Source organism: Saccharopolyspora sp. NPDC003752 (assembly GCF_053605825.1).
In genome coordinates, this window is sequence record NZ_JBSGJZ010000042.1 from 19,549 (window position 1) to 43,257 (window position 23,709).

Annotated in this window: 20 protein-coding genes; 9 read left to right on the forward strand and 11 right to left on the reverse strand. The window is 70.7% G+C overall.

The annotated features are described in order from the left end of the window. Positions 1 to 30: 30 nt before the first annotated feature. From ACWEV3_RS35765 to ACWEV3_RS35785, 5 genes are all read right to left on the reverse strand, one after another. Positions 31 to 603, reverse strand: a complete 573-nt coding sequence (locus ACWEV3_RS35765) for a GTP-binding protein (RefSeq protein WP_452618147.1) — start codon at positions 601 to 603, stop codon at positions 31 to 33. Next, positions 584 to 943 (reverse strand): DUF742 domain-containing protein, encoded by a 360-nt coding sequence (locus ACWEV3_RS35770; protein ID WP_358572567.1) that lies wholly within the window; start codon positions 941 to 943, stop codon positions 584 to 586. The genes ACWEV3_RS35765 and ACWEV3_RS35770 overlap by 20 nt, the downstream gene beginning before the upstream one ends. A gap of 2 nt (positions 944 to 945) precedes the next feature. After that, entirely contained in the window at positions 946 to 1,386 is a 441-nt protein-coding gene (locus ACWEV3_RS35775) for a roadblock/LC7 domain-containing protein (RefSeq protein WP_452618148.1), read from the reverse strand. 44 nt (positions 1,387 to 1,430) lie between these two features. Further along, positions 1,431 to 3,125, reverse strand: coding sequence for a sensor histidine kinase (locus tag ACWEV3_RS35780; RefSeq protein WP_452618149.1), 1,695 nt, complete (start codon positions 3,123 to 3,125; stop codon positions 1,431 to 1,433). A gap of 604 nt (positions 3,126 to 3,729) precedes the next feature. Beyond that, positions 3,730 to 4,320, reverse strand: a complete 591-nt coding sequence (locus tag ACWEV3_RS35785) for a DinB family protein (protein WP_452618150.1) — start codon at positions 4,318 to 4,320, stop codon at positions 3,730 to 3,732. Positions 4,321 to 4,396: 76 nt separating this feature from the next. Here ACWEV3_RS35785 and ACWEV3_RS35790 point away from each other — a divergent pair, with 76 nt between their 5' ends. Further along, positions 4,397 to 5,437 (forward strand): sigma-70 family RNA polymerase sigma factor, encoded by a 1,041-nt coding sequence (locus ACWEV3_RS35790; RefSeq protein WP_452618151.1) that lies wholly within the window; start codon positions 4,397 to 4,399, stop codon positions 5,435 to 5,437. A 67-nt stretch (positions 5,438 to 5,504) separates the two neighbouring features. Here the strand turns inward: ACWEV3_RS35790 and ACWEV3_RS35795 are convergent, their stop codons facing one another. Both ACWEV3_RS35795 and ACWEV3_RS35800 read right to left on the reverse strand, forming a co-directional pair. After that, on the reverse strand, positions 5,505 to 6,398 hold the full coding sequence (locus ACWEV3_RS35795; RefSeq protein ID WP_452618184.1) for an ABC transporter permease: 894 nt from the start codon (positions 6,396 to 6,398) through the stop codon (positions 5,505 to 5,507). A gap of 32 nt (positions 6,399 to 6,430) precedes the next feature. Beyond that, on the reverse strand, positions 6,431 to 9,244 hold the full coding sequence (locus ACWEV3_RS35800; RefSeq protein WP_452618152.1) for an alpha/beta fold hydrolase: 2,814 nt from the start codon (positions 9,242 to 9,244) through the stop codon (positions 6,431 to 6,433). Positions 9,245 to 9,772: 528 nt separating this feature from the next. On the opposite strand from ACWEV3_RS35800, the gene ACWEV3_RS35805 reads away from it, so the two are divergent. Beyond that, on the forward strand, positions 9,773 to 10,750 hold the full coding sequence (locus ACWEV3_RS35805; protein ID WP_452618185.1) for a TerC family protein: 978 nt from the start codon (positions 9,773 to 9,775) through the stop codon (positions 10,748 to 10,750). Positions 10,751 to 10,903: 153 nt separating this feature from the next. Here ACWEV3_RS35805 and ACWEV3_RS35810 read toward each other — a convergent pair whose 3' ends face one another. From ACWEV3_RS35810 to ACWEV3_RS35820, 3 genes are all read right to left on the reverse strand, one after another. After that, the gene (locus ACWEV3_RS35810; RefSeq protein ID WP_207954457.1) at positions 10,904 to 11,560 is read right to left on the reverse strand and encodes an RES family NAD+ phosphorylase; all 657 of its coding nucleotides are present in this window, start codon (positions 11,558 to 11,560) and stop codon (positions 10,904 to 10,906) included. A 40-nt stretch (positions 11,561 to 11,600) separates the two neighbouring features. Beyond that, positions 11,601 to 12,185, reverse strand: coding sequence for a DNA-binding protein (locus ACWEV3_RS35815; RefSeq protein ID WP_132487565.1), 585 nt, complete (start codon positions 12,183 to 12,185; stop codon positions 11,601 to 11,603). A 171-nt stretch (positions 12,186 to 12,356) separates the two neighbouring features. Continuing rightward, a complete protein-coding gene (locus ACWEV3_RS35820; RefSeq protein WP_452618153.1) occupies positions 12,357 to 13,337 on the reverse strand; it encodes a chitinase in 981 nt (326 codons plus the stop codon). A gap of 198 nt (positions 13,338 to 13,535) precedes the next feature. Here ACWEV3_RS35820 and ACWEV3_RS35825 point away from each other — a divergent pair, with 198 nt between their 5' ends. The 4 genes from ACWEV3_RS35825 to ACWEV3_RS35840 all read left to right on the forward strand — a co-directional run bounded on the left by ACWEV3_RS35825 (position 13,536) and on the right by ACWEV3_RS35840 (position 17,574). Beyond that, positions 13,536 to 15,209, forward strand: coding sequence for a class I adenylate-forming enzyme family protein (locus ACWEV3_RS35825; RefSeq protein ID WP_452618186.1), 1,674 nt, complete (start codon positions 13,536 to 13,538; stop codon positions 15,207 to 15,209). A gap of 43 nt (positions 15,210 to 15,252) precedes the next feature. Further along, on the forward strand, positions 15,253 to 16,008 hold the full coding sequence (locus ACWEV3_RS35830) for an SDR family oxidoreductase (protein ID WP_132487561.1): 756 nt from the start codon (positions 15,253 to 15,255) through the stop codon (positions 16,006 to 16,008). A gap of 104 nt (positions 16,009 to 16,112) precedes the next feature. Beyond that, positions 16,113 to 16,886 (forward strand): SDR family oxidoreductase, encoded by a 774-nt coding sequence (locus ACWEV3_RS35835; RefSeq protein WP_452618154.1) that lies wholly within the window; start codon positions 16,113 to 16,115, stop codon positions 16,884 to 16,886. Positions 16,887 to 16,956: 70 nt separating this feature from the next. Next, positions 16,957 to 17,574 (forward strand): TetR/AcrR family transcriptional regulator, encoded by a 618-nt coding sequence (locus tag ACWEV3_RS35840; protein WP_452618155.1) that lies wholly within the window; start codon positions 16,957 to 16,959, stop codon positions 17,572 to 17,574. 3 nt (positions 17,575 to 17,577) lie between these two features. Here ACWEV3_RS35840 and ACWEV3_RS35845 read toward each other — a convergent pair whose 3' ends face one another. After that, complete coding sequence (locus ACWEV3_RS35845) at positions 17,578 to 20,631, reverse strand: BTAD domain-containing putative transcriptional regulator (RefSeq protein WP_452618156.1); 3,054 nt, start codon at positions 20,629 to 20,631, stop codon at positions 17,578 to 17,580. Positions 20,632 to 20,719: 88 nt separating this feature from the next. On the opposite strand from ACWEV3_RS35845, the gene ACWEV3_RS35850 reads away from it, so the two are divergent. The 3 genes from ACWEV3_RS35850 to ACWEV3_RS35860 all read left to right on the forward strand — a co-directional run bounded on the left by ACWEV3_RS35850 (position 20,720) and on the right by ACWEV3_RS35860 (position 23,635). Beyond that, complete coding sequence (locus ACWEV3_RS35850) at positions 20,720 to 21,463, forward strand: SDR family oxidoreductase (RefSeq protein WP_452618157.1); 744 nt, start codon at positions 20,720 to 20,722, stop codon at positions 21,461 to 21,463. 1 nt (position 21,464) lies between these two features. Beyond that, positions 21,465 to 21,902 (forward strand): nitroreductase family deazaflavin-dependent oxidoreductase, encoded by a 438-nt coding sequence (locus tag ACWEV3_RS35855; protein ID WP_452618158.1) that lies wholly within the window; start codon positions 21,465 to 21,467, stop codon positions 21,900 to 21,902. A gap of 173 nt (positions 21,903 to 22,075) precedes the next feature. Continuing rightward, entirely contained in the window at positions 22,076 to 23,635 is a 1,560-nt protein-coding gene (locus tag ACWEV3_RS35860) for an AbgT family transporter (protein ID WP_452618159.1), read from the forward strand. The last annotated feature ends 74 nt before the right edge of the window (positions 23,636 to 23,709 follow it).

A 23,709-nucleotide genomic window follows, 5' to 3' on the forward strand; every position in this document is an offset into this window, starting at 1 on the left:
GGGGCTCCGTTTCCGCAGTGCGGGTTTCGGCTACAGAGGACGGTTGGTGAGGACGTGCTCGGTGAGGCGCGCGAGGACCGCCCCCGCGGAGCGCCGGTCCCGGGCATCGCACAGGACGATCGGCACGTGGGGCTTGATGTCCAGCGCTTCCCGGACCTCATCGGGTTCGTAGCGGAAGCCGTCGGGGAACTGGTTGACCGCGACGACGAAGTCGACGCCGCGCTGTTCGAAGAACTCGACCGCGGCGAAGCAGTCCTGCAGCCGCCGGGTGTCGGCGAGCACGACGGCGCCCAGCGCGCCGTGCACCAGGTCGTCCCACATGAACCAGAACCGTTCCTGCCCCGGGGTGCCGAACAGGAACAGCACGATGTTCTGCGGCGCGAACGTGATGCGCCCGAAGTCCATGGCGACGGTGGTGGTGCTCTTGTCGCCGACCCCGGCCAGGTCGTCGGTGCCGATGCTGGCGACGGTCAGCGTTTCCTCGGTGGTCAGCGGTTCGATTTCGCTGACCGACCGGACGAACGTGGTCTTCCCGACGCCGAACCCGCCCGCGATGAGGAACTTGAACGCGGTCGGGAAGAGGTCAGAGTTGTTGGAGACCATGGAGCAACGCCTCCAGTTGTCCTCGGTCGGGCAGGTCGTCGGGCAGGCGGGTGGTGACGGCACCCCAGTCGATGAGGTCCGAGAGCAGGACCTTGGTGACCACGGCGGGCTGGTGCAGGTGCGCGGAGACCTCGGCGACCGACGTGGCGAACCGGCACAGCTCCAGCATCTTGGCGTGCACGGGCTCGATGCGTTCGGGCGCCATCCTGCCGGTGGACCGGACCATCGACTGCAGCGTCAGGGTGGCGGTCGGCTTGGTCCGGCCGTTGGTGAGCGAGTACGGGCGCAGCAGCGGCCCCGCTTCGCTGTCGAGCCAGGGTTTGTCCGGCGGAACCGACATGATCAGCCGCCCACCTCGCCCGCGCGCGCGGCGGCGGTGGGCTGGCGCATGGCCGTGGCCAGGTGCGCCGGGACGCGCTTGACGAGCTGGGCGATCTCGTAGCCGAGCACGCTGGCGTCGGCGTCCGGGTAGGCGATCACGACGAGGACCGCGCCGACGCCGGCGGCGGAGACGAAGAACAGCAGGTCGTCGAACTCCACCACGACCTGGCGGACCCCGTCGCCCGCGCCGAAGCGGGCCCCGCCGTTGCGGGCGAGGGAGCACTGCGCGGCGGCCCACGCCGCGAGGGCGTCGGCCTCGTCGGCGTCGAGACCGTGGTAGTGCCGCTTGAGCCCATCCGTGGAAGCCAGCAGCGCGCAGCGGGTGTGCGGGACCCGGCGGAGCAGGTCGGCGAGCAGCCAACCGAGGTCCGACGCCTGGCCAGCGGGCAGGTCATTGGCCATGGGTAACGTCTCCTTGAGTTCAATGCGGTGCGGACGAGGCGAGGTCAGGCGCCGTGGTCACCCGGACCGTCGTTGTCGCGGGCGCTGCCTTCGACGCCGTGTCGGTATGCGGCCCACAGGCCGGGATTCGGGCCACCGCGCGGAGCCTCGGCGGGCTTGGGGCCGCCGGCGAGCTGGGGCGCCACGTACGACTTGGTGCGGTCGCGCTTGGGCAGCGGCGGGCGCTCGGGGTTGCCCGGCGGGGTGGTGATCACGTCTTCGGCGACGGCGTCGGGCACGATTCCCGTGTGCCGCCCGTACCGCTGCGTGGTGCCGGTCCCGTTCGACGCGGCGGGCACCGCGGCGTCGAACTGCCGGACCGGTTCCCACTCGATGTGGGCCCGGTGCGCGCCGCTGCGCTCGACGGCCGGTGTGGCGGGCAGCGCGGGAGCCGGGGCGGTGGCCGGCTGCGACTCGGGAGCGGCGACGCTGTCGACGACCGCGGGCGCCTGCTGCGGCTCTTCGTCGTCGCCCAGCAGGCTGCGGGGAACCACGACGTGGGCGTCGGTTCCGCCGTACATGTTGGTCTCGAGCTCGACGGCGACGTGGTGCCGCTGGCCCAGCTGCGCGACTACGTAGAGGCCGATCCGCCCGTCCTTGAGCTGCTCGTCGCGGTCGACGCCGCTGGGATCGGCGAGCAGCGCGTTCAGCTTGGTCCGGTCGGCCGGGCTGATGCCCAGCCCGCGGTCCCGGATGTCGATGGCCAGTCCGGCGGTGACCCGCTGGGTGCTGACCGTCACCTGGGTGTCGGGCTCCGAGCAGGCGGTGGCGTTCTCGACGAGTTCGGCGATCAGGTGGATCACGTCGGCGACGGCGTGGCCGTGGACCGTGCCTTCGACCGGCGGCAGCACCTTGACGCGGGCGTAGTGCTCGACCTCGGCGACCGCGGAGCGCAGCACGGTGTACATGGGGACCGGCCGGCTCCACTGCCGCCGCGGCATCGAACCGCCGAGCACGGCGAGGCTTTCCGCCTGCCGGCGCATGCCGGTCACGAGGTGGTCGACGGCGAACAGGCCCTTGAGCAGATCCGGGTCCTCCACCATCTGCTCCAGCTCGTCGAGCCGCTGGATCGCCCGGTGCGCGAGGGACTGCACCCGCCTCGCGATGTTGGCGAACACCGCGACGCTGGGCTCGGCGGTGCCGGTGGGACCGGGGGCCTGCTGCAGGCGGGCCACGGCGAACTCGGCGGCGGCCTGCGCCTGCCGGATCTCGTGGGAGAGCAGCGCGAAGGGATGGCTGCCCGGGGCGGGGTCGTCGGTGGGCCACCGCGGCGCGGGCGGCTCGCCCGCGCGCACCTGCTCCACGAGCCGGGGGAACTCGTTCTTGCCCTGTTCGACGGTGGCGCGCAGGGATTCGATCCACCGCTGCGTGTGCTGCGCGGACTCCTCGACCCACTTCTCGGAGCGCTGGGAGGATTCGGCGATCTGCTTCTCGACGGCGGCCGCCGTGGCGTTGACCCGGTTGAAGGCGATGAGCGCGATGGCCGCGCAGCCGACCAGGCCGCCGCCGAGCACCGTGTAGCGGAGCACGTCGGAAGGATTGGTGGCGAGCACGGCAGCGGCGGCGATCCCCAACACGGCCATGGCGGCCAAATGCACCATGACCAGCCGCGACAATCGACTCCGCAGGTCGTCGTCCGTGCTGCGCCGCGATCCGGGCGAGTGCTCGGATCCCGCGGCCGATGGGGGGAACTCTGACATCAGCGTCCTTGGTACGGGGAATGTTCGGCGACGGGCACGAGTGCCTGAGGTCGGGGCGTCACCGCTGGGACTACTGGTGCTCACTAGTTGATCAACTTTATCACCGAGGGTGATCCTAGCGACACTAAAGGGAGCTGAATAGGCAGGGGGTCGACCTATTGGAAGAATGCGGATTACCTGACGCTACGTGGCGAAACTTCCCGCCCCTATGCGGAATCCGCGACTCCGCTCGCCTGGGTGCGGCGCCCGCCGGGAGTGGCTCCGCGCGTTGTCCGGGCACCCGGTCGAGCGGCTGCTGAGCTGCAGAGACCCTTGGCCTGGGCGGGCCGCGGCGGCGGATGTCCTCGCAGGTGGCGACGCTTCGATACTCCATTCGGGTATATATGATCCGGCGTTCGGCTCATCTTCGCGCGGCGGGTGTCGGCGAAACCGATCCGTCGCCAATTCTTGATCTTTTTCGAAGCTTCCGGCGGAGTCGATCCGGTTCGAGCCAGTTCCCCAATTCATCGGTCCACAGTGGATCGATGTGGTCCAGTGGTGGCGAAATGGAACGCCGGAACGCGTGGCGGGCCCGGGCGTTCGACGGCCGAGCCCGCCGAACCGGTCAGCTCTGCGCGGCGCCGCTCGCGATCCGCTCCAGCCGGTTCCGGTAGTCCGCCCACCACTCCTGATCGCCGGGGGCCATCATCGGGATGTCCTCGTGCAGGCCGACGGCGCCGTCGATCAGCTCCCGGACGACGTCCGCGTGCCCGGCGTGCCGGTTCGTCTCCGCGATCATGTGCACCAGGATCCCGTGCAGCGTCGTCTCCCGGTCCGGCTCGGCGAACCACTCCACGCAGCCGGCCGAATCCAGCGGCAGCGCCGCGATCGTGCCGTCCGAGTGCTCGCACGCCCGCCGGTACAACCCGACGATGTACTCCCGGGATTCGTCGGCGGTGGCCCACAGGTCCGCATTGGGCTCGGCATCCGGCCTGAACCAGGCCACCGGCTCGTCGAAGGGCTCGCCGAAGACGTGGCTCAGGTACAGCAGCTCGACGGTGATCAGGTGCTTGACCAACCCCAGCAGGTTGGTGCCGGTCGGCGTCAGCGGTCGGCGGATGTCGCGCTCGGGAAGCCCGTCGAGCTTCCACAGCAGCGCCGCGCGCGCCTCCCGCAGGTACCGGTGGAGATCGGTTTTCAGGTCTGCCTCGGCCATTGTGGATCGTCTCCTGCGCAAGCGGTCGATGTCAGGTCGACACAGGGACTCCAGCGATGCGGCAGAATCGTCGACCGTGAGCGAAGTTTTTTCCGCGCGGACTTCGGATCCGGTGGCGGAGGACGACCTGGCGCGGGCGCGCGACGGTGACGATGCGGCGTTCACCCGGCTCGTGAAGCCGCTGCGCCGCGAGCTGCACGCGCACTGCTATCGCATGCTCGGCTCCACCTACGATGCCGACGACGCCTTGCAGGACGCGCTCCTGCGGGCGTGGCGCGGCCTCGCACGCTTCGAAGGTCGCAGCTCGCTGCGCTCATGGCTCTACACCGTGGCCACCCGCACCTGCCTGGACGCGATCGAAGCGCGCGGCAAGCGGGCGCTGCCCGTCGACCTCGGCCCGGCCAGCGACCGCGCCGTGACCGGCGATGTTCCGGTGACCGAAGTCGCCTGGCTGGGGCCCTACCCGGACGCGGGCCTCGGCGACGGCCCGGCCGGCCCGGCTTCGCGCTACGAACAGCGCGAAGCCGTCGAGCTCGCCTTCGTCGCGGCGCTGCAACACCTGCCGGGCAACCAGCGGGCGGCGCTGCTGCTCTTCGAGGTGCTCGGCTTCTCCGCCGCCGAGATCGCCGCCACCATGAAGACCACGACCACGTCGGTGAACTCGGCCCTGGCACGCGCCCGCAAGATCGTCGCGGAGCGCGTCCCGGCCCGCACCCAGCAGCAGGCGCTGCGGGAGATCGACGACGCGCGCCTGCACGAGATCGTCGGCGGGTTCGCCGCCGCGCTGGAACACGGCGACGCCGACGCCCTGGTCGCGCTGCTGACCGAGGACGTCACCTGGTCGATGCCGCCGATGCGGCACTGGTACCGGGGCATCGAGGCCGTCACCGACTTCGTCGTGCACGTCCCGCTGGTCTGCGGTGCCTGGCGGCACCTCCGGACCAGCGCCAACGGCCAGCCCGCGGTGGGCTGCTACCTCTGGGACGACGCGGCGGGCGCCCACCTGGCCTGGTCGGTGAACGTGCTGACGCTGCGCGACGACCGCATCGCCGAGGTCACGTCGTTCATCGGCCGCGACCACTTCCCGCCCTTCGGCCTGCCCACCGAGCTGCCCTGACGGGGATCGTGAGCACTTCCGGCGCTACCCGCACGGCCACGCGAAACGAGCCTGAGAACAGCTTTCGTCAGCTGGTGATGTCCTTGCGGTTGAAGCGCCAGATCGCCAGGGCGGCGAAGACCGCCGCGTAGGCCAGGCCGGAGAACGCCCCGTGCGCCATCGCCGTCCAGTCGACGTCGTGGCCCAGCAGGTCCGAGTAGGCCGTCGAGTAGTGCGTCGGCAGGTAGTTCCGCAGGTCTCCCAGCGCGGTGATCTGGTCCAGGATCTCCGACAGGATCGACACCACCACCGCGCCGCCGACCGCGCCCAGCGGCGCGTCCGTGCTGACGCTTAGGAACAGGGCCAGCCCGGCGATCCAGGCCAGGTGCACCGCCAAGTAGACCGTGGCCGCCGCGAGGCTGATCACCCCGGTCGGGAACGGCACCGCCTCGCCGGTGATGCTCACCAGGTCGCCGCCGCCGTACCACACCAGGCCCACACCGAGCGCGACCGCCGACAGCAGGAGCAGCCCGAAACCCGACAGCAGCGCCGAAACGACCGCCTTCTGCCGGAGCAGCCGGGTGCGGGGGATGGGCGCGGCGAGCAGGTACCGCAGGCTCGACCAGGACGCCTCGCTGGCCACGGTGTCGCCGAAGAACAACGCCACCACCACGACCAGCAGGAAGTTGGTCGAGGCGAACAGCGTGAACACCGCGAAGTTCAGGCCGCTGGCGGTGGCGATGTCGGCCAGCGTGCGGCCGCGCCGCCCGCCGTCGTCGCCGAGTTCGAAGGCCAGCAGCAGCAGGAACGGCAGCACGGCGAGGAAGCCCAGCGCCAGCCGGGTGCGGCGGCGCCGGAGCTGCCGCGCCAGCTCCACCCGAACCGGCAGGGTCCGCTTCGCGCGGTAGCCCTCGACGCTGCCGTCGGCCTGGTTCGGCTGGCGGCGGCCGGACCGGACCACCGCGGTCTCGGCCGTGTCCAGCTGCCCGACCTTGGGTCCTTCGGCGTCCTCGGTCACCGGTGATCCTCCCCGACCAGCTGCAAGAAAGCGTCCTCCAACCGCCGCCGCGGCCCCACCTGGTGCACTCCGATCCCGGAGGCGACCAGCACGTTCACCGCCACCGCGGTCGAGTGCCCGGCGAGGTCGGCGTGCACCAGGTCGCCGTCGGTCTCCACGGGGCCGAGCCCTTCGATGGTGCACAGCGCCTCGGCGGCCTGCTCCGGCTGGTCGACCCGGAAGGTCGCCTCGCCGTTGACCGACACGATGTCGCCCACGCTGCCCGCCGTCACCAGCCGGCCGTTCTGCATGACCACCACGTGCGTGCAGGTCTGCTCGACCTCGGCGAGCAGGTGGCTGGACACCAGCACCGTGCGGCCGGTGGACGCGTAGCGGCGCAGGATCTCGCGCATCTGGTGGATCTGCGGCGGGTCCAGCCCGTTGGTCGGCTCGTCGAGCACCAGCAGCTCCGGCAGCCCCAGCATCGCCTGCGCGATCGCCAGCCGCTGCTTCATGCCCTGGCTGTAGGTGCGGACGGGGCGGCGGGCCGCCGTGCCGAGGCCGGCGATCTGCAGCACCTCGTCGAAGCGGGCCTGCAGCATCGGCCGCCCGGTCGCCGCCCAGTAGTACCGCAGGTTGTCCAGCCCGGACAGGTGCGGCAGGAAGCCCGGCGTCTCCACCAGCGAACCCACCCGGGACAGCACCGGAGCCCCGCCGGCCACCCGGTGGCCGAACACCCGGATCTGCCCGGCACTCGGCTTGAGCAGCCCCAGCAGCATCCGCAGCGTGGTCGTCTTGCCCGCCCCGTTGGGGCCGAGCAGCCCGACGATCTGACCGCGCTCGACGCGGATCGACAGGTCCTGGACCGCGGCCGGCTTCTCCGGGTACGACTTGGTCAGCCCGGCGATCAGCAGCGGCGTGTCGGCCAGCAGCGGGTCGACGTCATCGGTGCTCTTGCGCCGGATCAGCGAGAGCACCCACGCCGCCAGCGCCGCCGCGATGATGATGCCGATGCCGACCAGCGGCGCCACCGGCACCGAGTTGCCGGTCGTGGTCTCGCCGCGCACCGACGGGATCGACACCGAGCCGTCGCCGGCCAGGCCGATGCGGTGCACCGCCGGTTCCCGCGGCACCGCGTAGGCCTGGTCGGTGGTGGCCACCGCCAGTTCCAGCCGGTGACCGGTCTCCAGCGGGTGCACGACGCCCGGCAGCGCCACGTCCACCTCGACCGGCGTGCCGTCCGCCGGCAGGCCGGTCACGTGCAGCGGCGACACGGCGTTGCCGATCAGGCTGCGCTGCTGGTCCGGGCCGACGTCGTAGAGCTTGGTGAACAGCACCGCGTCCCCGGTCGCGGGCTGGCCGGGCACCGACGCCACCGAAATCCGGGTCTGCGCCGTGCCGGAGATCAGCAGCTGGCTGTCCAGCGGATCGGTGCGGAACACCGCCGCCTGGCCGGGCAGGTCGCGCGCCAGCGAGCGGCCGAGGCTGCCCGCGGCGTCGAGGACCTCGCCGGCGCCGGGCAGCGAGCTGGTCGCGGCCGGGCTGCCGCCCGGCGGGTTGACCACCTGCGTGACCGCGCCGTGCAGCTGCAACGCGAAGCGCGGCGTGCGCTCGGCGTGCACGCCCGGGTAGGCGGGTGCCGACACGGTGCGCACCGGGATCTCGCCGTTGCGCTGCGGCCGTCCCGCGATGTCGTACTCGAAGGCCGTGCCGGGATCGGGTACCGGCGGCACCCCGCCGAGGTGGAAGGCGAACCAGTCCGCGATGCGTCCCCGCAGCGCCGCGTCCGGCGAGGCGCCGTCGTGACCGCCGGCGAACCAGATGGTCTTGACCTTGCCCCCGGCGGCGGAGATCTGCCGGGCGTTGGCGTCGGCCTGGTCGAGGCCGAACAGGGTGTCCCGTTCGCCCTGCACCAGCAGCGTCGGCACCGTGATGCGGGAGGTGACGGTCTTGGGGGAGACGCGGTCGAGCAGGTCCAGCGTCGACTGCCCGGCGCGGCCGGTCTGCGCCACCTCGGTGTAGGCAGCGCACACCTGCTCGGTGAAGCTCCCGCAGGTCAGCGGCTGCCCGGTCGGCATGGCCGCGGCGCCGTCGGACGTCGGCGGGGCCTGCGGCGGGTCCTCGGCGCGGTGCTCCGGCGAGCTCCCCGCCGAGAACAGCAGCCCCGCCCACGCCTGCTTGAACACGCCCTGGGCGGACGCGGCGCCACGGGCCGGGGTGCCGCCGTCGATCTGGTCCCGCGAGGCGGCATTGGGCAGCAATGCCTGGCCGAGGTCGTTGTAGGTCATCACCGGCGCGATCGCGTCGACCCGCCGGTCGGTGCCGGCCAGCAGCAGGCTCAGCGCGCCGCCGTAGGAGCCGCCGGTGACGCCGACCTTCGGATCGCCCTCGCCGTCGCGCAGCACCTCGGGCTGGCGGGCCAGCCAGTCCAGCAGCTGGCGGGCGTCGGTCACCTCGTAGTCGGGGTCGTTCAGCGCGATCTTCCCGGTGCTGCGGCCGAAACCGCGGGAGGAATAGGTGAGCACGGTGAACCCGCGCTGCGCCAGCTCCTGCGCCTGCGCCGCGGTGTCGTCCTTGCTGCCGCCGAAGCCGTGCGCGAGCAGGATCGACGGCGCCGGGGTGTCCGCCGGGGCGAACAGCGTGACGTCGATCTGCACCCGCTCGTTCGCGCCGGGGCCGTCGAGCACGTCCAGCAGCGCTTCCCGGGGCGCTGCCGGCGTGGCGGCCGGTTTCTCGTCACCGGACCACAGGAAAGCACCGAACACCACGAGAGCAACGCAGGTAAGGGCTATCAGCGCGAGGCCCTTGCGGCGACGGGGGGAGGCGGACACGCATTCGACAGTAGGTGAAGACGACGGCACCGGATTCGTTCCAGACGGGGGCGAAGGCAAGACGCTATGAACCAGAGACCAAACAGCAACCGGACACGTCGTCGTGCCGACCGCCGAGGCCGCTTCCGCATCCCCGCGTGCGGTCCCGGTGCGACCGGGCGGTGGTGATCATAGCGATGATCGGGTGAGACGCAATGATCTCGTGGCGGCCGTCGGTGTGATGCCCCGATGGCTCCCGTTGCCGCCCTGAGCGGTCCCCCGTACGGTTCGCGACGTGATGTTCGTTGCTTGTGCGACCCCGGGGTGGTGTGCGGACCCACGCATAAGTGACAATCTTGGCAGTGGAGGGGAGTATTCCTTCGCGGCGGTGTCGTCATCACGGAACTTGCTCGGACAAGCCCGGTGCCGTCGACCGGCCGAAGGCCGGTGGAAGAGACCTCCGGTCCCTGGCGCATGCCCTGAACCGGAGGTGATGAATTGGGTGCCGTGACGTTGCTGGCCCAACAGGCGCAGCCCGCAGTCGATCGACTGGACGTTCCCTGGTGGATCTGGGCGGCCACGCTCGGCGGCCTGGCCCTGCTGCTCCTGCTCGACCTCGTGATAGTGGACCGCAAGCCGCACGAGGTGACCACCGCCGAAGCAGCCAAGTGGGTCGTGTTCTACGTCGGTTGCGCGATCCTGTTCGGGATCGGCGTCTGGGTGTTCGGGGACTCGCACTTCGCGATCGAATACTTCACCGGTTACATCACCGAGTACTCGCTGAGCGTGGACAACCTGTTCATCTTCATGGTGATCATGTCCAGCTTCGCGGTGCCGTCCATCCACCAGCACCGGGTGCTGCTGATCGGCATCCTGCTGGCGCTGGTGATGCGCGGCATCTTCATCGCGGTCGGCGCCGCGCTGATCGCCCAGTTCGTCTGGGTCTTCTTCATCTTCGGCGCGTTCCTGATCTGGACCGCGGTCAGCATGGTCCGCAAGAAGGACGAGGACGAGGAGTACCAGGAGAACGCGGTCGTCCGCTGGGTCCGCAAGGTGTTCCCGGTGACCGACGACTACCACGGCGCCAAGTCGACCGTGAAGATCGACGGCAAGCGCTTCCTGACCCCGATGTTCGTGGTGATCGTCGCGATCGGCAGCGCCGACCTGCTGTTCGCGGTGGACTCGATCCCGGCGATCTTCGGCATCACCCAGGACCCGTTCCTGGTCTTCGCCGCCAACGCCTTCGCCCTGATGGGCCTGCGGCAGCTGTACTTCCTGCTCGGCGGCCTGGTGGACAAGCTGATCTACCTGTCGGTCGGCCTGGCGGTGATCCTCGGGTTCATCGGCATCAAGCTGATCCTGCACGCGTTCCACGAGTACCACCTCGTGCCGGAGTGGCTGGAGATCACCAACTGGATGTCGCTGGCCTTCATCATCGTGGTCCTGGGCATCACCACCTGGGCCAGCCTGGCGAAGTCGAAGAAGGACACCGAGTCGCAGCAACAGGAACCGGCCGAGAACGCCTGACCTGACACGCGAGTGCCCGGAGTTCCACATGAGAACTCCGGGCACTTTTGTTGTGGACGTTGGCATTCATGATGTCGGGGATCCCACAGCGAGAAGGCCCCTGAGGTTCCGCTACCCGCACCGCTGAGCAAGACGAGCCTGGAAGCAGGAACTTCAGTCGAGCAGGGTGTAGCTGAGTTCTTTGCAGACCCGTCCCAATGGGACGTCCAGTCCCGGGTGGCTCAGGGGCAACAGGACGTCCGGGGAATCCGGGAGCGCCGTTGCCGCCGGCGGGTCCCACAGGCACAGCGACGGGTTGCCCGCGTCCATCGAGGACCGGTACCAGAGGCCGTCGAGTTCCGGGTAGGCCGCGCGGATGCCGCGGGCCCACGCCTGGGTGCGGAGCTTGGGGCCGCTGCTGATCGCCTGCGAGGCGCCGGCCCGGGTGGGCCACAGGCCCGTCAGGTCCAGCAGCCGGAGCGTCCGACGTGGACGGAACAGCACCAGGTGCGGGCTGCGCGTCCGGCGGTCCACTGTGGAGGTCGCCTGGTAGACCTCGGCGATGCAGGTCTGCACCGACAGCGAGAAGTACAGCACGCCGTGTTCCCGGGTGACCGTTGGGCCGCCCTGGGAGTTGGGCAGGTGCGGGTCGAACCGGGCGTGCGGCAGCGGGCCGGCGTAGCGGAAGCTGTTCCACTGCTGCGGGTGGTTGCCCCCGGAGGTGAACACGCGCACGAGGCGAGTGCCAGCGGGCACCGCGATGACGTCTTCGGTGCGCCGGAGCATCGCCTGCAGCGCAGCGGGCGCTGGCGGCTGTGGTAGCCGTGCCATGGAGGTCCTGGGTTGGTGTCTCGAAGGTTGGGGAGTGCGCTCAGGCCGGGGTGCCGATGGTGGCGGCGAGCTCGGCGACCCGCTGTGGATCGCCGCCGGCCAGCAGCCACTCGCGCGGGCTCGCCGGCCGGTCCCCGATTTCGAGGTCCTCCTGCGGCGTGGTCATGAAGTTGGCCAGCACGAGCGCCGGCTGGTCGGCGGGCATCAGCGCGAGCACGGCGTCCAGGCCGGGCAGCACGTCGGTGTCGCTGAACTGCCACGCTGGCAGTCGCCATCCGCCGCGGTCCTTCCAACCGATCAGCCGTCGTTCGCTGATGCGGTGACGGATCCGGCTGCTGTCCACTCCCACGCGGTCCGCGGCCTGGTTGACCGAGAGCGCGGTGTCGCGCAGCACCGCCTGTTCGGCGACGGTCCGCGCCCGAGCGTCGACTTCGGAGTCGCTCAGCGGCGTCAGGTCCAGGCCTGCTTCGGTGAGCGCCCGTCGCTCCGCCTCGGTGAAGTGCGCGGCTGGGTCCACCTGCGGCGAGGTGAGCTTCTTCGCAGCGTCCTCGACCAGGGTCAGGAATTCGTTGGCGGTGACCTTTAAACCGGCTCGTGCCAACACGGTCTCCAGCGCGGCTGACATGACTCCAGGGTAGCGCGGGATTCGGGAAATGTGTGCGCGAACGTGCGCCCCAGTGCGAAATATCACTTGTCGTAGCATGTGGATTGCGCAACGTGACTGCCGGCCGACTCCGGTCGGGGTGTTCTTTGGCGTGATCGTGGATCTGAAGACCCCGACCGGAGTCGGATGTGGCTACGGCAGGCTGTCCAAATGGGTCCGAACCGGATCCGAGAAGGCATTGCCGCTGCTGACGTCCCAGTTGATCGACCAGGTCATCACGCCGCCGATCTCGGGGCGCGGCTGGTCCGGGGTGTACTGACCGCAGTCGGTGCCCGCCGCCAGGCAGCTCAGCGCGTTGTTGACGATCGATGGATCGACGTACCCGCTACCGGCCGCCGATGCGGTCGCGGGCAGGCCCAGCGAAACCTGGTCCGGGCGCAGCGCCTGCAGCAGGGTGCACGCCTGTGCGGTGATGAAGTCGACCGAGCCCTGGCTGTAGACCTGGCCGTCGCAGCCGTTCATCGAACCCGAGTTGTAGTACTGGGTGTGCACGACGGTGAGGATGTCCTTGACGTTCTCGATGAGTTGCAGGTAGGAGCCGCCGGGCTGCACGTCGAGGGTCTGCGGCGCCATGGTGAGCACGAATCCGTCGCCGACGCGTTCGCGCAGCTGGCGGATCGCGCTGGTCGTGTTGGCGACGTTGAGCCCGTGCTCCAAGTCAATATCTAACCCATCGATGCCGTAATCGGTTAAAATTTTTCCAACCGAGTCGACGAAATTTGCGACGTTCGCTTCGCCGCCCAGATCGACGTTTCCCTTTTCGCCGCCGATGGACAGCACGAACGACTTGCCCTCGGCCTTCTTCGCGGCGATGTCCGCTTTGAGTTGTTCGTCCGTGTAGCCGCCGAGTGCGGTGGACAGCTCCGGGTCGACGTTGAAGGTGACCGCGCCCGGTTTGGCTGGATCGGCGTTGCCGAAGGCCAGTGCGATGACGTCGTAGTTCGCCGGGACGTCGCTGATCTTCAGCGGCTTGGCGCCGTTGACGAAGTTCTGCCAGTACCCGGTGAGGTGGTGGTTGGGCACGGCCTCCGGAGTGGCGGCGGAGCCGGCTGTCGCGAACGCGAGTGCGGTGGCGAGGACGGCCGCGGCGAGCGCGGCCAGTCTTCCGGTCATGCGGGCCTCCGTGGGGTGAGAGCCGGATGATGTCCTCGAAAAATGGACTGGACCAGTTGGCCGGTCAAGGTTTTGGCGAGGTTGCGACGCCGGAGTTGCGCCGCTTGGAGCACGGCATGCCGCCGAGGGTTGACGAGACGGGGCACGGGCCGTTGACTGGACGTACCGACTGGTCGGTCTCAACGTGGAGGTGACGTGTTGGGCAGCGCGTACGACGAACGGCCTTGGCTGGCGCTCTACGACGGCGACGTGCCCGTGGCGATCGAGCCGCGGTTCGGCACCATGCTCGAACTGTTCGCCGCGGCCCGCCGGGACCATCCGGATCGCGTGGCCATCACCTACTTCGACGGCCGGCTCAGCTACCGGGAGCTCGACGAGCTCAGCGACGGCCTGGCCTGCCACCTCGTCGAACACGGTGTCGGCCGGGGCGACCGGGTGGCGCTGTACCTGCAGAACGTGCCGCAGTTCGCGATCGCGCTGCTGGCCGGGTGGAAGGCCGGCGCGATCGTGGTGCCGCTCAACCCGATGTACCGGACCCGCGAGCTGACCAAGATCCTCGCCGACGCGCAGCCGGCCGCGGTCGTCTCCTCCGAGCAGGGCTGGCACGACGTCCTCGGCGAGCTCGCCGGCCCCGCCGGGGTGCGGGTCGCGATCACCACCAGCGAGCTCGACCTGCAGACCCGGCACGACCCGCGGCTGTTCGCCGAGCTCGAACGCCGCCCGGCTGCTGGCTGCGCGGACCTGCTGGCGGTCGCGCGGGCGCACGCCGGCCGGCGGCCGCCGGAGGTCGAGCTGTCGAGCTCGGACGTCGCGCTGCTGGTCTACACCTCGGGGACCAGCGGCGTGCCCAAGGGCGCCACCAACACGCACGGCAACGTCGTGTTCAACGCCGAAGGCATGCGGACCCGCGTCGAGAAGCTCGGCGGCAACGGGATCTTCGGGCTCGCACCGCTGTTCCACATCACCGGCCTGGTCTGCGAGCTCGGCGCCGCGCTGGCCCTGGGCAGGCAGCTCGACCTGGTGTACCGCTTCGAGCCGGGCGTGGTGCTCGACGCGCTGGCCGAGCACCGGCCCTGCTACATGGTCGGCCCGTCCACCGCGTACATGGCCCTGATGAACCACCCGGACGTGACCGCCGGCCACTTCTCCTCGCTGGAGCTGGTGTACTCCGGCGGCGCGCCGCTGCCGTCGGCGGTCGTCGAGGCCTTCCGCGCGCGGTACGGCCACTACATCCGCAACGGCTACGGCCTGACCGAGACGACCGCGACGGCGACGTCGGTGCCCGCGCACCTGGAGGCTCCGGTCGACGAGGAGTCGGGCACGCTCAGCGTCGGCTTGCCCACCTACAACACCGTGTTGCGCATCGTCGACGACACCGGGCAGGACCTGCCGGTCGGCGAGGTCGGTGAGATCGTCGTCGACGGGCCGATGGTGGTGCCGTCCTACTGGAACAAGCCGGAGGAGACCGCGGCGGGCATCCGCGGCGGCCGGTTGCACACCGGCGACGTCGGGTTCATGGACGCGCAGGGCTGGTTCTACGTCGTGGACCGCAAGAAGGACATGATCAACGCCTCCGGCTTCAAGGTCTGGCCGCGCGAGGTGGAGGACGTCCTCTACGGACACCCCGCGGTGCGGGAGGTCGCCGTCGTCGGCGTGCCGGACTCCTACCGGGGCGAGACGGTCAAGGCCTACGTCAGCCTGAGCGCGGGCGCGTCGGCCACCGCCGAGGAGCTCGTGGCCCACTGCAAGCGGCAGCTCGCCGCGTACAAGTACCCGCGCAGCATCGAGATCCTCGACGAGCTGCCCAAGACCGCGACCGGCAAGATCCTGCGCCGCGAACTGCGGGACACCGCCCGGGCCGCTGCGCGGTGACGGGCCGTTCGGCATCGGAAGTGCCTGGAGAGGAAGGAAATTCATGAGCAAGCGTTTCGACGGCAAGGTGGCGATCGTGACCGGCGCCAGCCGCGGCATCGGCCTGGCCATCGCCGAGCGCCTGGTGTCCGAGGGCGCGAAGGTCACCCTGACCGCGCGCAAGCCCGAGCCGCTGGCGGAGGCGGTGCAGGGCCTCGGCGGGGCGGAGAACGCGCTCGGCATCGCGGGCAAGGCCGACGACGCGGAGCACCAGGCGGAAGCGGTCGCCAAGACCGTGGAGACGTTCGGCCGGGTGGACATGCTGGTCAACAACACCGGCATCAACCCCGCCTACGGGCCGTTGATCGAGCTGGAGCACGGCATCGCGCGCAAGACCTTCGAGGTCAACGTGCTCGCGGCGCTGGCGTGGACCCAGCAGGTGCACCAGGCGTGGATGAAGGAGCACGGCGGCTCGGTGCTCAACGTGTCCTCGGTGGCCGGTCTGCGGCCCGCGCCGGGCATCGGCTTCTACGGCGCCACCAAGGCGATGCTGGCGTACATCACCAAGGACCTCGCGGTGGAACTCGGCCCGAAGGTCCGGGTCAACGGCGTCGCCCCGGCCGTGGTGAAGACGAAGTTCGCCACCGCGCTGTACGAGGACAAGGAGGACGAGGTCGCCGCGGGTTATCCGTTGAAGCGACTGGGAATTCCGGCCGACATCAGCGGCGCGGCGGCGTTCCTGCTCTCCGACGAGGCCTCGTGGATCACGGGACAGGTCCTCGTGCTCGACGGCGGCGTGACCCTGAAGGGCGGTGTGTGAGCTCTTGGTGATTTCGCGCGAAGTCATCATCCGGCACGCGTGGGAATCGGCGATTTCGCGCGAAATCGCCGCTGGTGCAAGCGGAACCAGACTCGGGAAGGGCGGTGTGCGAGTTGCAGCTCGCTGATGCGGTCGTGGTGATCACCGGTGCCGGCAACGGGATCGGCGCGGCGATGGCCCGGAAGTTCGCGGCATCCGGGGCGAAGGTCGTGCTCGGCGACGTGGAAGCCGACGCGGTGCGGAAGGTGGCCGCCGAGACCGGCGGCACGGCGGTGCCCGGCGATGCGGCGGGCGAGGACGGCGTGCGCGCGCTGGTCGACACGGCGCTCGGCGAGCACGGGCGGATCGACCTGTTCTGCGCCAACGCCGGGATCTCCCGCGGCGGCGGGCCGGAGGCCGACGAGGCCGCCTGGGCGCAGTCCTGGGAGGTCAACGTCATGGCGCACGTCCGCGCCGCCCGCGCGGTGCTGCCGCACTGGCTGGAGCGGGGCCAGGGGCACTTCCTGGCCACTGTGTCGGCCGCCGGGCTGCTGACGATGCTGAAGGCGGCGCCGTACTCGGTGACCAAGCACGCCGCGCTCGGCTTCGCCGAATGGCTGGCGATCAGCTACGCCGACCAGGGCATCACGGTGCAGGCGCTGTGCCCGCAGGGTGTGCGCACCAACATGCTCGGCACCAGCAGCAACGCCGGCGAGGTGATCCTCGCGAAGGGCGCGCTCGAACCGGAGGAGGTCGCCGACGTGGTCGCCGACTCGCTGGGCAGCGGTGAGTTCCTGATCCTGCCGCACCCGGAGGTCGCCGACTACTACGCGCTGCGGGCCGCCGAGCCGCAGCGCTGGCAAGCCGGGATGCGAAAGCTCCAGCGCAAGGTGCAGTAGGAGAAGGTGTCGCCGCCGGTTCGCGCCGGCGGGTCGATACGCTGGGTGTAGATCGACAGGGGAGGTTGACATGGCGCGATCGGCGAACGGTCGCACTACTGCCGGACCGGCGGTGGGCGCCGAACCGGTTCCGCAGCGGTTGCTGGCCATGGCCACGCGGTTGTTCGCCGAGCAGGGCTTCGAGATGACCTCGGTGCAGCAGATCGTCGACGCGGCCGGGGTCACCAAGGGGGCGATGTACCACTACTTCGGCTCCAAGGACGACCTGCTCTACGAGATCTACGCGCGGGTCCTGCGGGTCCAGCAGGCGCGGATGGAGAGCGCGGCGGAAAGCGAGGCTCCGGTGCAGGAGCGGCTGCACGCGGTCGCCGCGGACGTCGTCGCCACGACGGCGGCGAACCTCGACGACACGGTGATCTTCTTCCGCTCGATGCACCTGCTGCACCCGGACAAGCAGGCCGAGGTCCGGGCGCAGCGGCGGCGCTACCACGAGCGGGTGCGGGCGCTGATCGAGGAGGGCCAGCGCTCCGGGGTGTTCCGCGAGGACAAGGCCGCCGACCTGGTGGTCGACTTCTTCTTCGGCGCGGTGCACCACCTCGGCACCTGGTTCCGCAAGGACGGCAAGCTCACCGGCGAGGAGGTCGGCGAGCAGTTCGCAGACCTCCTCATCTCGTCCCTGCGCCCGTAGTCGCTACCGGCACTCCTGCAATTCCCGGTCACTGCCGGGGAATTCGCCGTGCAGCGCTTTCTCGATGCGGTCGACGTCCCCGCGCTCGCAGGGCGGCAGTGGTGCGCCGGCGGATTCCCGCAGGTGCGCCGCTGCCCCGAGCAGGCCCTTCGCCCGCCCGGGCTGGCCTGCGAGCAACCGGGCGCCGGCGAGGCCCTCCAGCGCCAGTGCGACCGCTCGCGGGTCGCCGGTGCGCCGGGCCGCGGCGAGGCCCTGTCCGTGCAGGTCGAACGCGGTGTCCGCGTCCCCGCGCTGTTCGGCGGCGAAGCCCAGTTCGGCGAGGATCAGCGCCGCGCCGTTGTCCGCCTCGAACCGCCGGTTCCACTCCAGCCACGGCCGCAGCAGGGTTTCGGCCTCGGCGAACCGGCCGCGGCGGCGCGCGGAAAGCGCGAGCCCCACCTCGGCGAACTCCTGGCCCGCCGAGTCGCCGTGCTCGACGGCCAGCGCCCGTCCCCGCTCGTGCAGTTCGTCGGCGCGGTCGTGGTCGCCTTCCAGGAGCGCGATGCGGCCCAGCTCGGACCAGCGCATGGCGGCGTCCGGCCACAGCGCGAGTTCCTCGGCGAGCTCGACCCCTTCGCGTTGCCAGGCGGCCGCCGCGGGGTAGTCGCCCGCGATCTCGGCGAGCCTGCCGAGCACGGCGCAGGCCTGGACCCGGCCCCAGCGGTCGCAGGTCTCGCGGAACAGCGCGAGGCTCCGTTCGGCGTCCACAGTGGATTGTTCCAGTTCGCCCCGGACGTGGCGCTGCACGGCGCGCACGCTGAGGGCGGCCGCCACGCCCCAGCTGTCGTCGAGGTCCTCGAACTCGGCCAGCGCCGCGCGGATGAGCTCCTCGCCGACCGGCATGTCGCCGAACCGCGTCGCGGCGTAACCGAGGAACCAGCCCGCCATCGCGCGTTCGCAGGGATCGTTGATGGCGTCGCGCAGGCGCAGCGCGGTGCGGCTGTCGACGGGTTCGCCGGTGAGCAGCCGAAAACCGGTGTGCCAGGCGGCGACCACCGCGGATCCCGCGGCTTCGGTGGCCCGCCGCGCCTCGGTGAGCCGTCCGCGCAGGAACCAGTACCACGCCATCGCGCGTGCCAGGCGGGACGCGAACCCGCCGTCGCCGAGGGCGCGGCGCAGGTTGCCGGTCTCGGTGTCGAGGCGGCTCAGCCAGCGCTGCTGTTCCGGGCCGTGCAGGTGCTCGGCCGCTTCCTCGGCGAGCGAGGTGTAGTACGCGGCGTGCGCGTGCCGCAACCGGGCGAGCTCCTGCGGCTCCAGCTGCCGCTCGCCGTACGCGGACACCGATTCCAGCAGGCCGTAGCGCGGGCCGTCGGCGGAATGCGCGACGACGACCAGCGAGCGGTCGACCAGTCGCGCCAGCAGGTCGAGCACCTCCGAGTGCCGCACGCCGTCGCCGGAGCACAGGGCCTCCGCAGCGGCGAGCGTGCAGCCGTCGGCGAAGACCGCGAGCCTGCGCAGCACCGTCCGCTCGGCCGCGGTCAGCAGCTCCCAACTCCAGTCGAGCACCGCGCGCAGCGTGCGCTGGCGCGGCGGCGCATCGCGAGGCCCGCCGGTGAGCACGGCGAACCGGTCGTTGAGGCGTTCGGCCAGTTCTGCCGTGCCGAGCGCGCGGACGCGGGCCGACGCCAGCTCGATGGCGAGCGGGATGCCGTCGACGCGGCGGCAGATCGTGGCGATGGTTTCGGCGTTCTCGGCGGACAGCGCGAATCCGGGCGAGGCTGCCGCTGCTCGCACGGCGAACAGCCGCACAGCCCCGGCGCGCTGCACGTCGGCCGACGATGCGCCCGGTGCCGGGACGTCCAACGGCGGCACCTCCCACAGGTGCTCGATCGAGACGCTGAGCGGTTCCCGGCTCGTCGCCAGGACCCGCACGTCCGACGCTGGAAGCACCAGCGGCACGAGCGAGCCGACCGGCTCGACGACGTGCTCGCAGTTGTCCAGCATGAGAAGCAGTCGCCTGCCGCGCAGCGCGTCGGCGAGGCGCTTGACCGATGACTGCGGCCCGGCGCCGTCGCGGATGCCGAGCGCGGCGGCGACCACGTCGGCCAGACCGTCCACTGTGGTCTCCCGTGGCAGGCTGGCGAGTTCGACGAGGCACACCTCGTCCTCGGCGCGGGCCACTTCGAGCGCGAGCCTGGTCTTGCCCACCCCACCCGGTCCCGTCAGCGTCACCAGGCGATGGGTGCAGAGCAGCGCGCGGACGTCGGCGACGGCGTCGTCGCGGCCGACGAGTTCGGTTTGCGGTGCGGGCAACGGCGTCTGCGGCGGCGGGGTCTGTCGTCGCACCGGTGCGGGCGGCTCGGCGCGCAGCATTTCCTGTTGCAGTGCGGTGAGTTCCGCACCCGGTTCGAGTCCGAGCTCGTCGCGGAGAAGCCGGCGCAGCTTGCGGTAGCTGTCGAGCGCCTCGGTGGTCCGGCCCGCGCCGTGCAACGCGCGCAGGTGCGCGGCGCGGAGGCGTTCGCGCAGCGGATGCCGTTCGATCAGCTCGCCCAGTTCGCCGGCCAGCACCGCGTGGTCACCCAGCTGCAACCGCGCCCCGGCGTAGTCCTCCCAGGCCACCAGGCGCTGCTCCTCCAAGGCGGCGGCCGCAGTGCTGGCGAAGCGCTCGTCGGTGAACCCGGCGAACGCCTCGCCGCGCCACAGACCGAGCGCCTCGGCGAGCAGCGCCGCCAGAGCGCCCGGGTCGGTCGTGCGCCGCGCGCGCCCGGTGAGTTCGGCGAACCGCCCGCTGTCCACGGCGTCCGGCGGCACGTCCAGCAGGTAGCCCGGCGGGCGATGCACGACGAGGCCGGCGCCGATGGCGCGGCGCAGGCGCGACACGAGGGTCTGCAGAGCGCCCGACGGGTTGGCGGGGAGCGCGTCGCCCCACAGGTCGTCGACCAGCCGGTCGGCGGACACGACACGCCCCGGGGCGACGAGCAGGGACGCCAGCAGCGCGCGAACGCGAGCCTCGCGCACGGTGACCGGATCGCCACTCGGCGTCCACACCGTGAGCGGCCCCAGCACCCCGAAACGCATGCGATCACGATAACCGCAAGCGGATCGACAGCAGACCGAGAGCGCCGCCGGGCACCTTCGTCTTGTCAACGACGGAACGGAGTTAGCGATGAAGAAGGCGGTTGTCACCGGCGGCACCCACGGCATGGGCCTGGCGATCGTGCGCGAGCTGCTCGCCCTCGGTGCCGAGGTGGTGCTCACCGGCCGCAACGAGCGGAACATCGAGGAAGCGCGCACCGCGCTCAAGGGCGAGAAGGCGCACGTCGTGCGCTCCGACGCGGCCAGCATGGCCGACATCGCCGCGCTCGGCGACTTCGTGGGCGAGCACCTCGGCAGCGTCGACTACCTCTTCGTCAACCACGGCATCGCGCAGTTCGCCGAGCTCGCCGAGGTGACCGAGGAGGCGTGGGACCGGCACTTCGCGGTCAACACCAAGGGCGCGTTCTTCACCGTGCAGCGGCTCGCCCCGCTGCTCAACGAGGGCGGTGCGGTGGTGTTCACCACGGTCGCCAACGACGTCGTGTTCCCCGGGCTGAGCGCCTATTCGGCGTCGAAGGAAGCGATGCGCGCGTTCGCCCACGTGCTCTCGGTGGAGCTGCTGCCGAAGAAGATCCGCGTGAACAGCGTGGCTCCGGGGTACATCAAGACGTCGACGATGGGCGTGGCGGACCTGTCCGACGAGGAGCGCCGGGAGTTCGAGCGGCAGGGTGACGAGTCGACCCCGCTGCGCCGCAACGGCACCGTCGAGGAAGTCGCCGCGGCGGCGCTCTTCCTGGCCGAGGGCGCGACGTTCACCACGAACGTCGAGCTGGCGGTCGACGGCGGTTTCGCGCAGGGACTGGGAGGTCACTGAGGTGGCCGAGGCGCTGGAAAGTCCCGACCCGTCGGTCGCCGAGCACGTGCGCCGGTACCTCGCGACCAACGACGAGAGCGGTTTCCGCGAGGGCGGGGCGGCGAACCTGGTGCTCACCTATCGCGGTCGCAAGACCGGGAAGCTGTACCGGACGGGCCTGTTCTTCGGCGAGGACGGCGGCCGGTACGTGCTCGTCGCGTCGGGTTCGGCGATCACGCACACGCATCCGAAGTGGTACCTGAACCTGGCCGCGAATCCCGAGGCCGAGGTCCAGATCCGCGGCGAGCGCTTCGCCGTGCGAGCCCGCACCGCGGAGGGTGCGGAGCGCGAGCGGCTCTGGCAGCTGATGGTCGACGTGGCGCCGGTGTACCGGACGTACGAGGCGCGCACGCGGCGCGTCATCCCCGTGGTGGTGCTGGAGCGCATCGCGCCCCAGTAGCGGCCGGGGGTCGTGAGTGCTTCCGGTCGCTGCAGCAGCCGAAAGCACTCACGACCGGTCGCCGGTTTCGGTCGTGTTGCGCGGATCGATCAATCCGCCGCCGGGGGTTGCGCCGGGCGGTCCCGGCAGGTTCGCTGCTGCTTGCGCTTTTCCCTCCGGCCGCAGGAGCCAGCATGAGCAGTGAAACCCGGGCCGCCCGGCCACCGAGGCTCGACCGCGTGCTGAACCTGGTGGAACGGGTCGGCAACAAGCTCCCCGAACCGTTCATCCTCTTCGGCCTGCTGTTCCTCGTCGTGGCGGTGGTGTCCACGGTGGTCGCCGCCTTCGGCGTCACCGTGCAGATCCCCGGCGCCGACGAGGTGACGCGGATCCGCGGCGCGTTCAGCGGCGAGGGCCTGGAGTTCCTGTTCACCAAGATGGCGGAGAACTTCATCGGCTTCCCGCCGCTGGAAACCGTGGTCACGATCATGCTGGCGGTGGGGCTCGCGGAGCGGACCGGGCTGCTCACCGCGATGATCCGGGCCGCCTTCGGCGGGGCGCCGCGCTGGGTGCTGCCGTACGCGGTGGGGCTGGTCGGGATCTCGTCCAGCGTGATGGCGGATTCGTCGATGATCATCATCCCGCCGCTGGCCGCGCTGGTGTTCAAGGCGGCGGGCAGGCACCCGGTCGCCGGGCTGCTCGGCGGCTTCGCCGCCACCGGCGCCGGGTACTCCACCGCGCCGGTGGTCACCAGCCTGGACGCGCTGTTCGCCGGGATCAGCAACAAGGTCGCCGAAACACTGCCGCACGCCGGCACCGCGGTCACGCCGGTGTCGAACTACTACTTCAACGTGGTGTCCTCGATCCTGCTCGGACTGCTGGCCGGGGTGCTGATCGACAAGGTCATCGAGCCGCGGCTGGCGCGCACCGGCGTGCCCCGCGAGGAGTCCGAAGTGGCCGACCAGCCGGTGCCCGCGGTGGCGCTGGAGCCCGCCGAGCGGCGGGGGCTGATCTGGGCGGGCGTGGCGTTCCTGATCGCGTTCGGGCTGGTGCTGCTGCTGGTGCTGTGGCCGGATTCGCCGCTGCGCAACGAAACCGGCGGATTCCTGCCGAAGTCGCCGTTGCTGGACTCGGTGACGACGCTGATCTTCTTCGGCTTCGCGGTGCCCGCCATCGTCTACGGCGCGATCGTCGGGGCGATCGGCCGCGCGGCCGACGTGCCGAAGCTGATGGCCGCCGCGCTGCGGGACCTCACCGGATTCCTGGTGCTGGCGTTCATGCTGGGCCAGTTCATCGCGCTGTTCAACTGGACGAACCTCGGCGCGTGGGTGGCGGTTTCGGGCGCGGACCTGCTGCGGGCGCTCGGCCTGGACGGCTACCCGGCGTTCCTCGGGTTCATGGTGCTGGCGTCGACGCTGAACCTGTTCATCATCTCGGGTTCGAGCCTGTGGACGCTGATGGCGGCGGTGTTCGTGCCGATGTTCGTGCTGCTCGGCTTCGAGCCGGGCTTCGCCCAGGCGGCGTTCCGGGTCGGCGACTCGGCGACGCAGATCATGACGCCGCTGAACCCGTACATGATCATCATCCTGGGCTACCTGCGCCGCTACGAACCGAACGCGGGGATGGGCACCCTGGTCGCCAGGATGGTTCCGTTCGTGGTCCCGTTCTGGCTGGTGTGGGCCCTGATCCTGACGGTCTTCTACTTCGCCGACCTGCCCCTGGGCCCCGGCATGGGCATCCACATCGCACCCTGACCCGGACGGGGTACCGGGGTCCGCAATTTCAATGGAAATCAGAGGTTCGGTTTCCATTGAAATTGCGGGAAGAA

What these genes read in the sequence shown, in the direction of transcription:
- ACWEV3_RS35810 (WP_207954457.1), bottom strand. Translation starts at nt 11,560, where the DNA reads ATGGCACGGCTACCACAGCCGCCAGCGCCCGCTGCGCTGCAGGCGATG.
- ACWEV3_RS35845 (WP_452618156.1), bottom strand. Translation starts at nt 20,631, where the DNA reads ATGCGTTTCGGGGTGCTGGGGCCGCTCACGGTGTGGACGCCGAGTGGC.
- ACWEV3_RS35815 (WP_132487565.1), bottom strand. Translation starts at nt 12,185, where the DNA reads ATGTCAGCCGCGCTGGAGACCGTGTTGGCACGAGCCGGTTTAAAGGTC.
- ACWEV3_RS35785 (WP_452618150.1), bottom strand. Translation starts at nt 4,320, where the DNA reads ATGGCCGAGGCAGACCTGAAAACCGATCTCCACCGGTACCTGCGGGAG.
- ACWEV3_RS35765 (WP_452618147.1), bottom strand. Translation starts at nt 603, where the DNA reads ATGGTCTCCAACAACTCTGACCTCTTCCCGACCGCGTTCAAGTTCCTC.
- ACWEV3_RS35840 (WP_452618155.1), top strand. Translation starts at nt 16,957, where the DNA reads ATGGCGCGATCGGCGAACGGTCGCACTACTGCCGGACCGGCGGTGGGC.
- ACWEV3_RS35775 (WP_452618148.1), bottom strand. Translation starts at nt 1,386, where the DNA reads ATGGCCAATGACCTGCCCGCTGGCCAGGCGTCGGACCTCGGTTGGCTG.
- ACWEV3_RS35860 (WP_452618159.1), top strand. Translation starts at nt 22,076, where the DNA reads ATGAGCAGTGAAACCCGGGCCGCCCGGCCACCGAGGCTCGACCGCGTG.
- ACWEV3_RS35770 (WP_358572567.1), bottom strand. Translation starts at nt 943, where the DNA reads ATGTCGGTTCCGCCGGACAAACCCTGGCTCGACAGCGAAGCGGGGCCG.
- ACWEV3_RS35780 (WP_452618149.1), bottom strand. Translation starts at nt 3,125, where the DNA reads ATGTCAGAGTTCCCCCCATCGGCCGCGGGATCCGAGCACTCGCCCGGA.
- ACWEV3_RS35820 (WP_452618153.1), bottom strand. Translation starts at nt 13,337, where the DNA reads ATGACCGGAAGACTGGCCGCGCTCGCCGCGGCCGTCCTCGCCACCGCA.
- ACWEV3_RS35850 (WP_452618157.1), top strand. Translation starts at nt 20,720, where the DNA reads ATGAAGAAGGCGGTTGTCACCGGCGGCACCCACGGCATGGGCCTGGCG.
- ACWEV3_RS35830 (WP_132487561.1), top strand. Translation starts at nt 15,253, where the DNA reads ATGAGCAAGCGTTTCGACGGCAAGGTGGCGATCGTGACCGGCGCCAGC.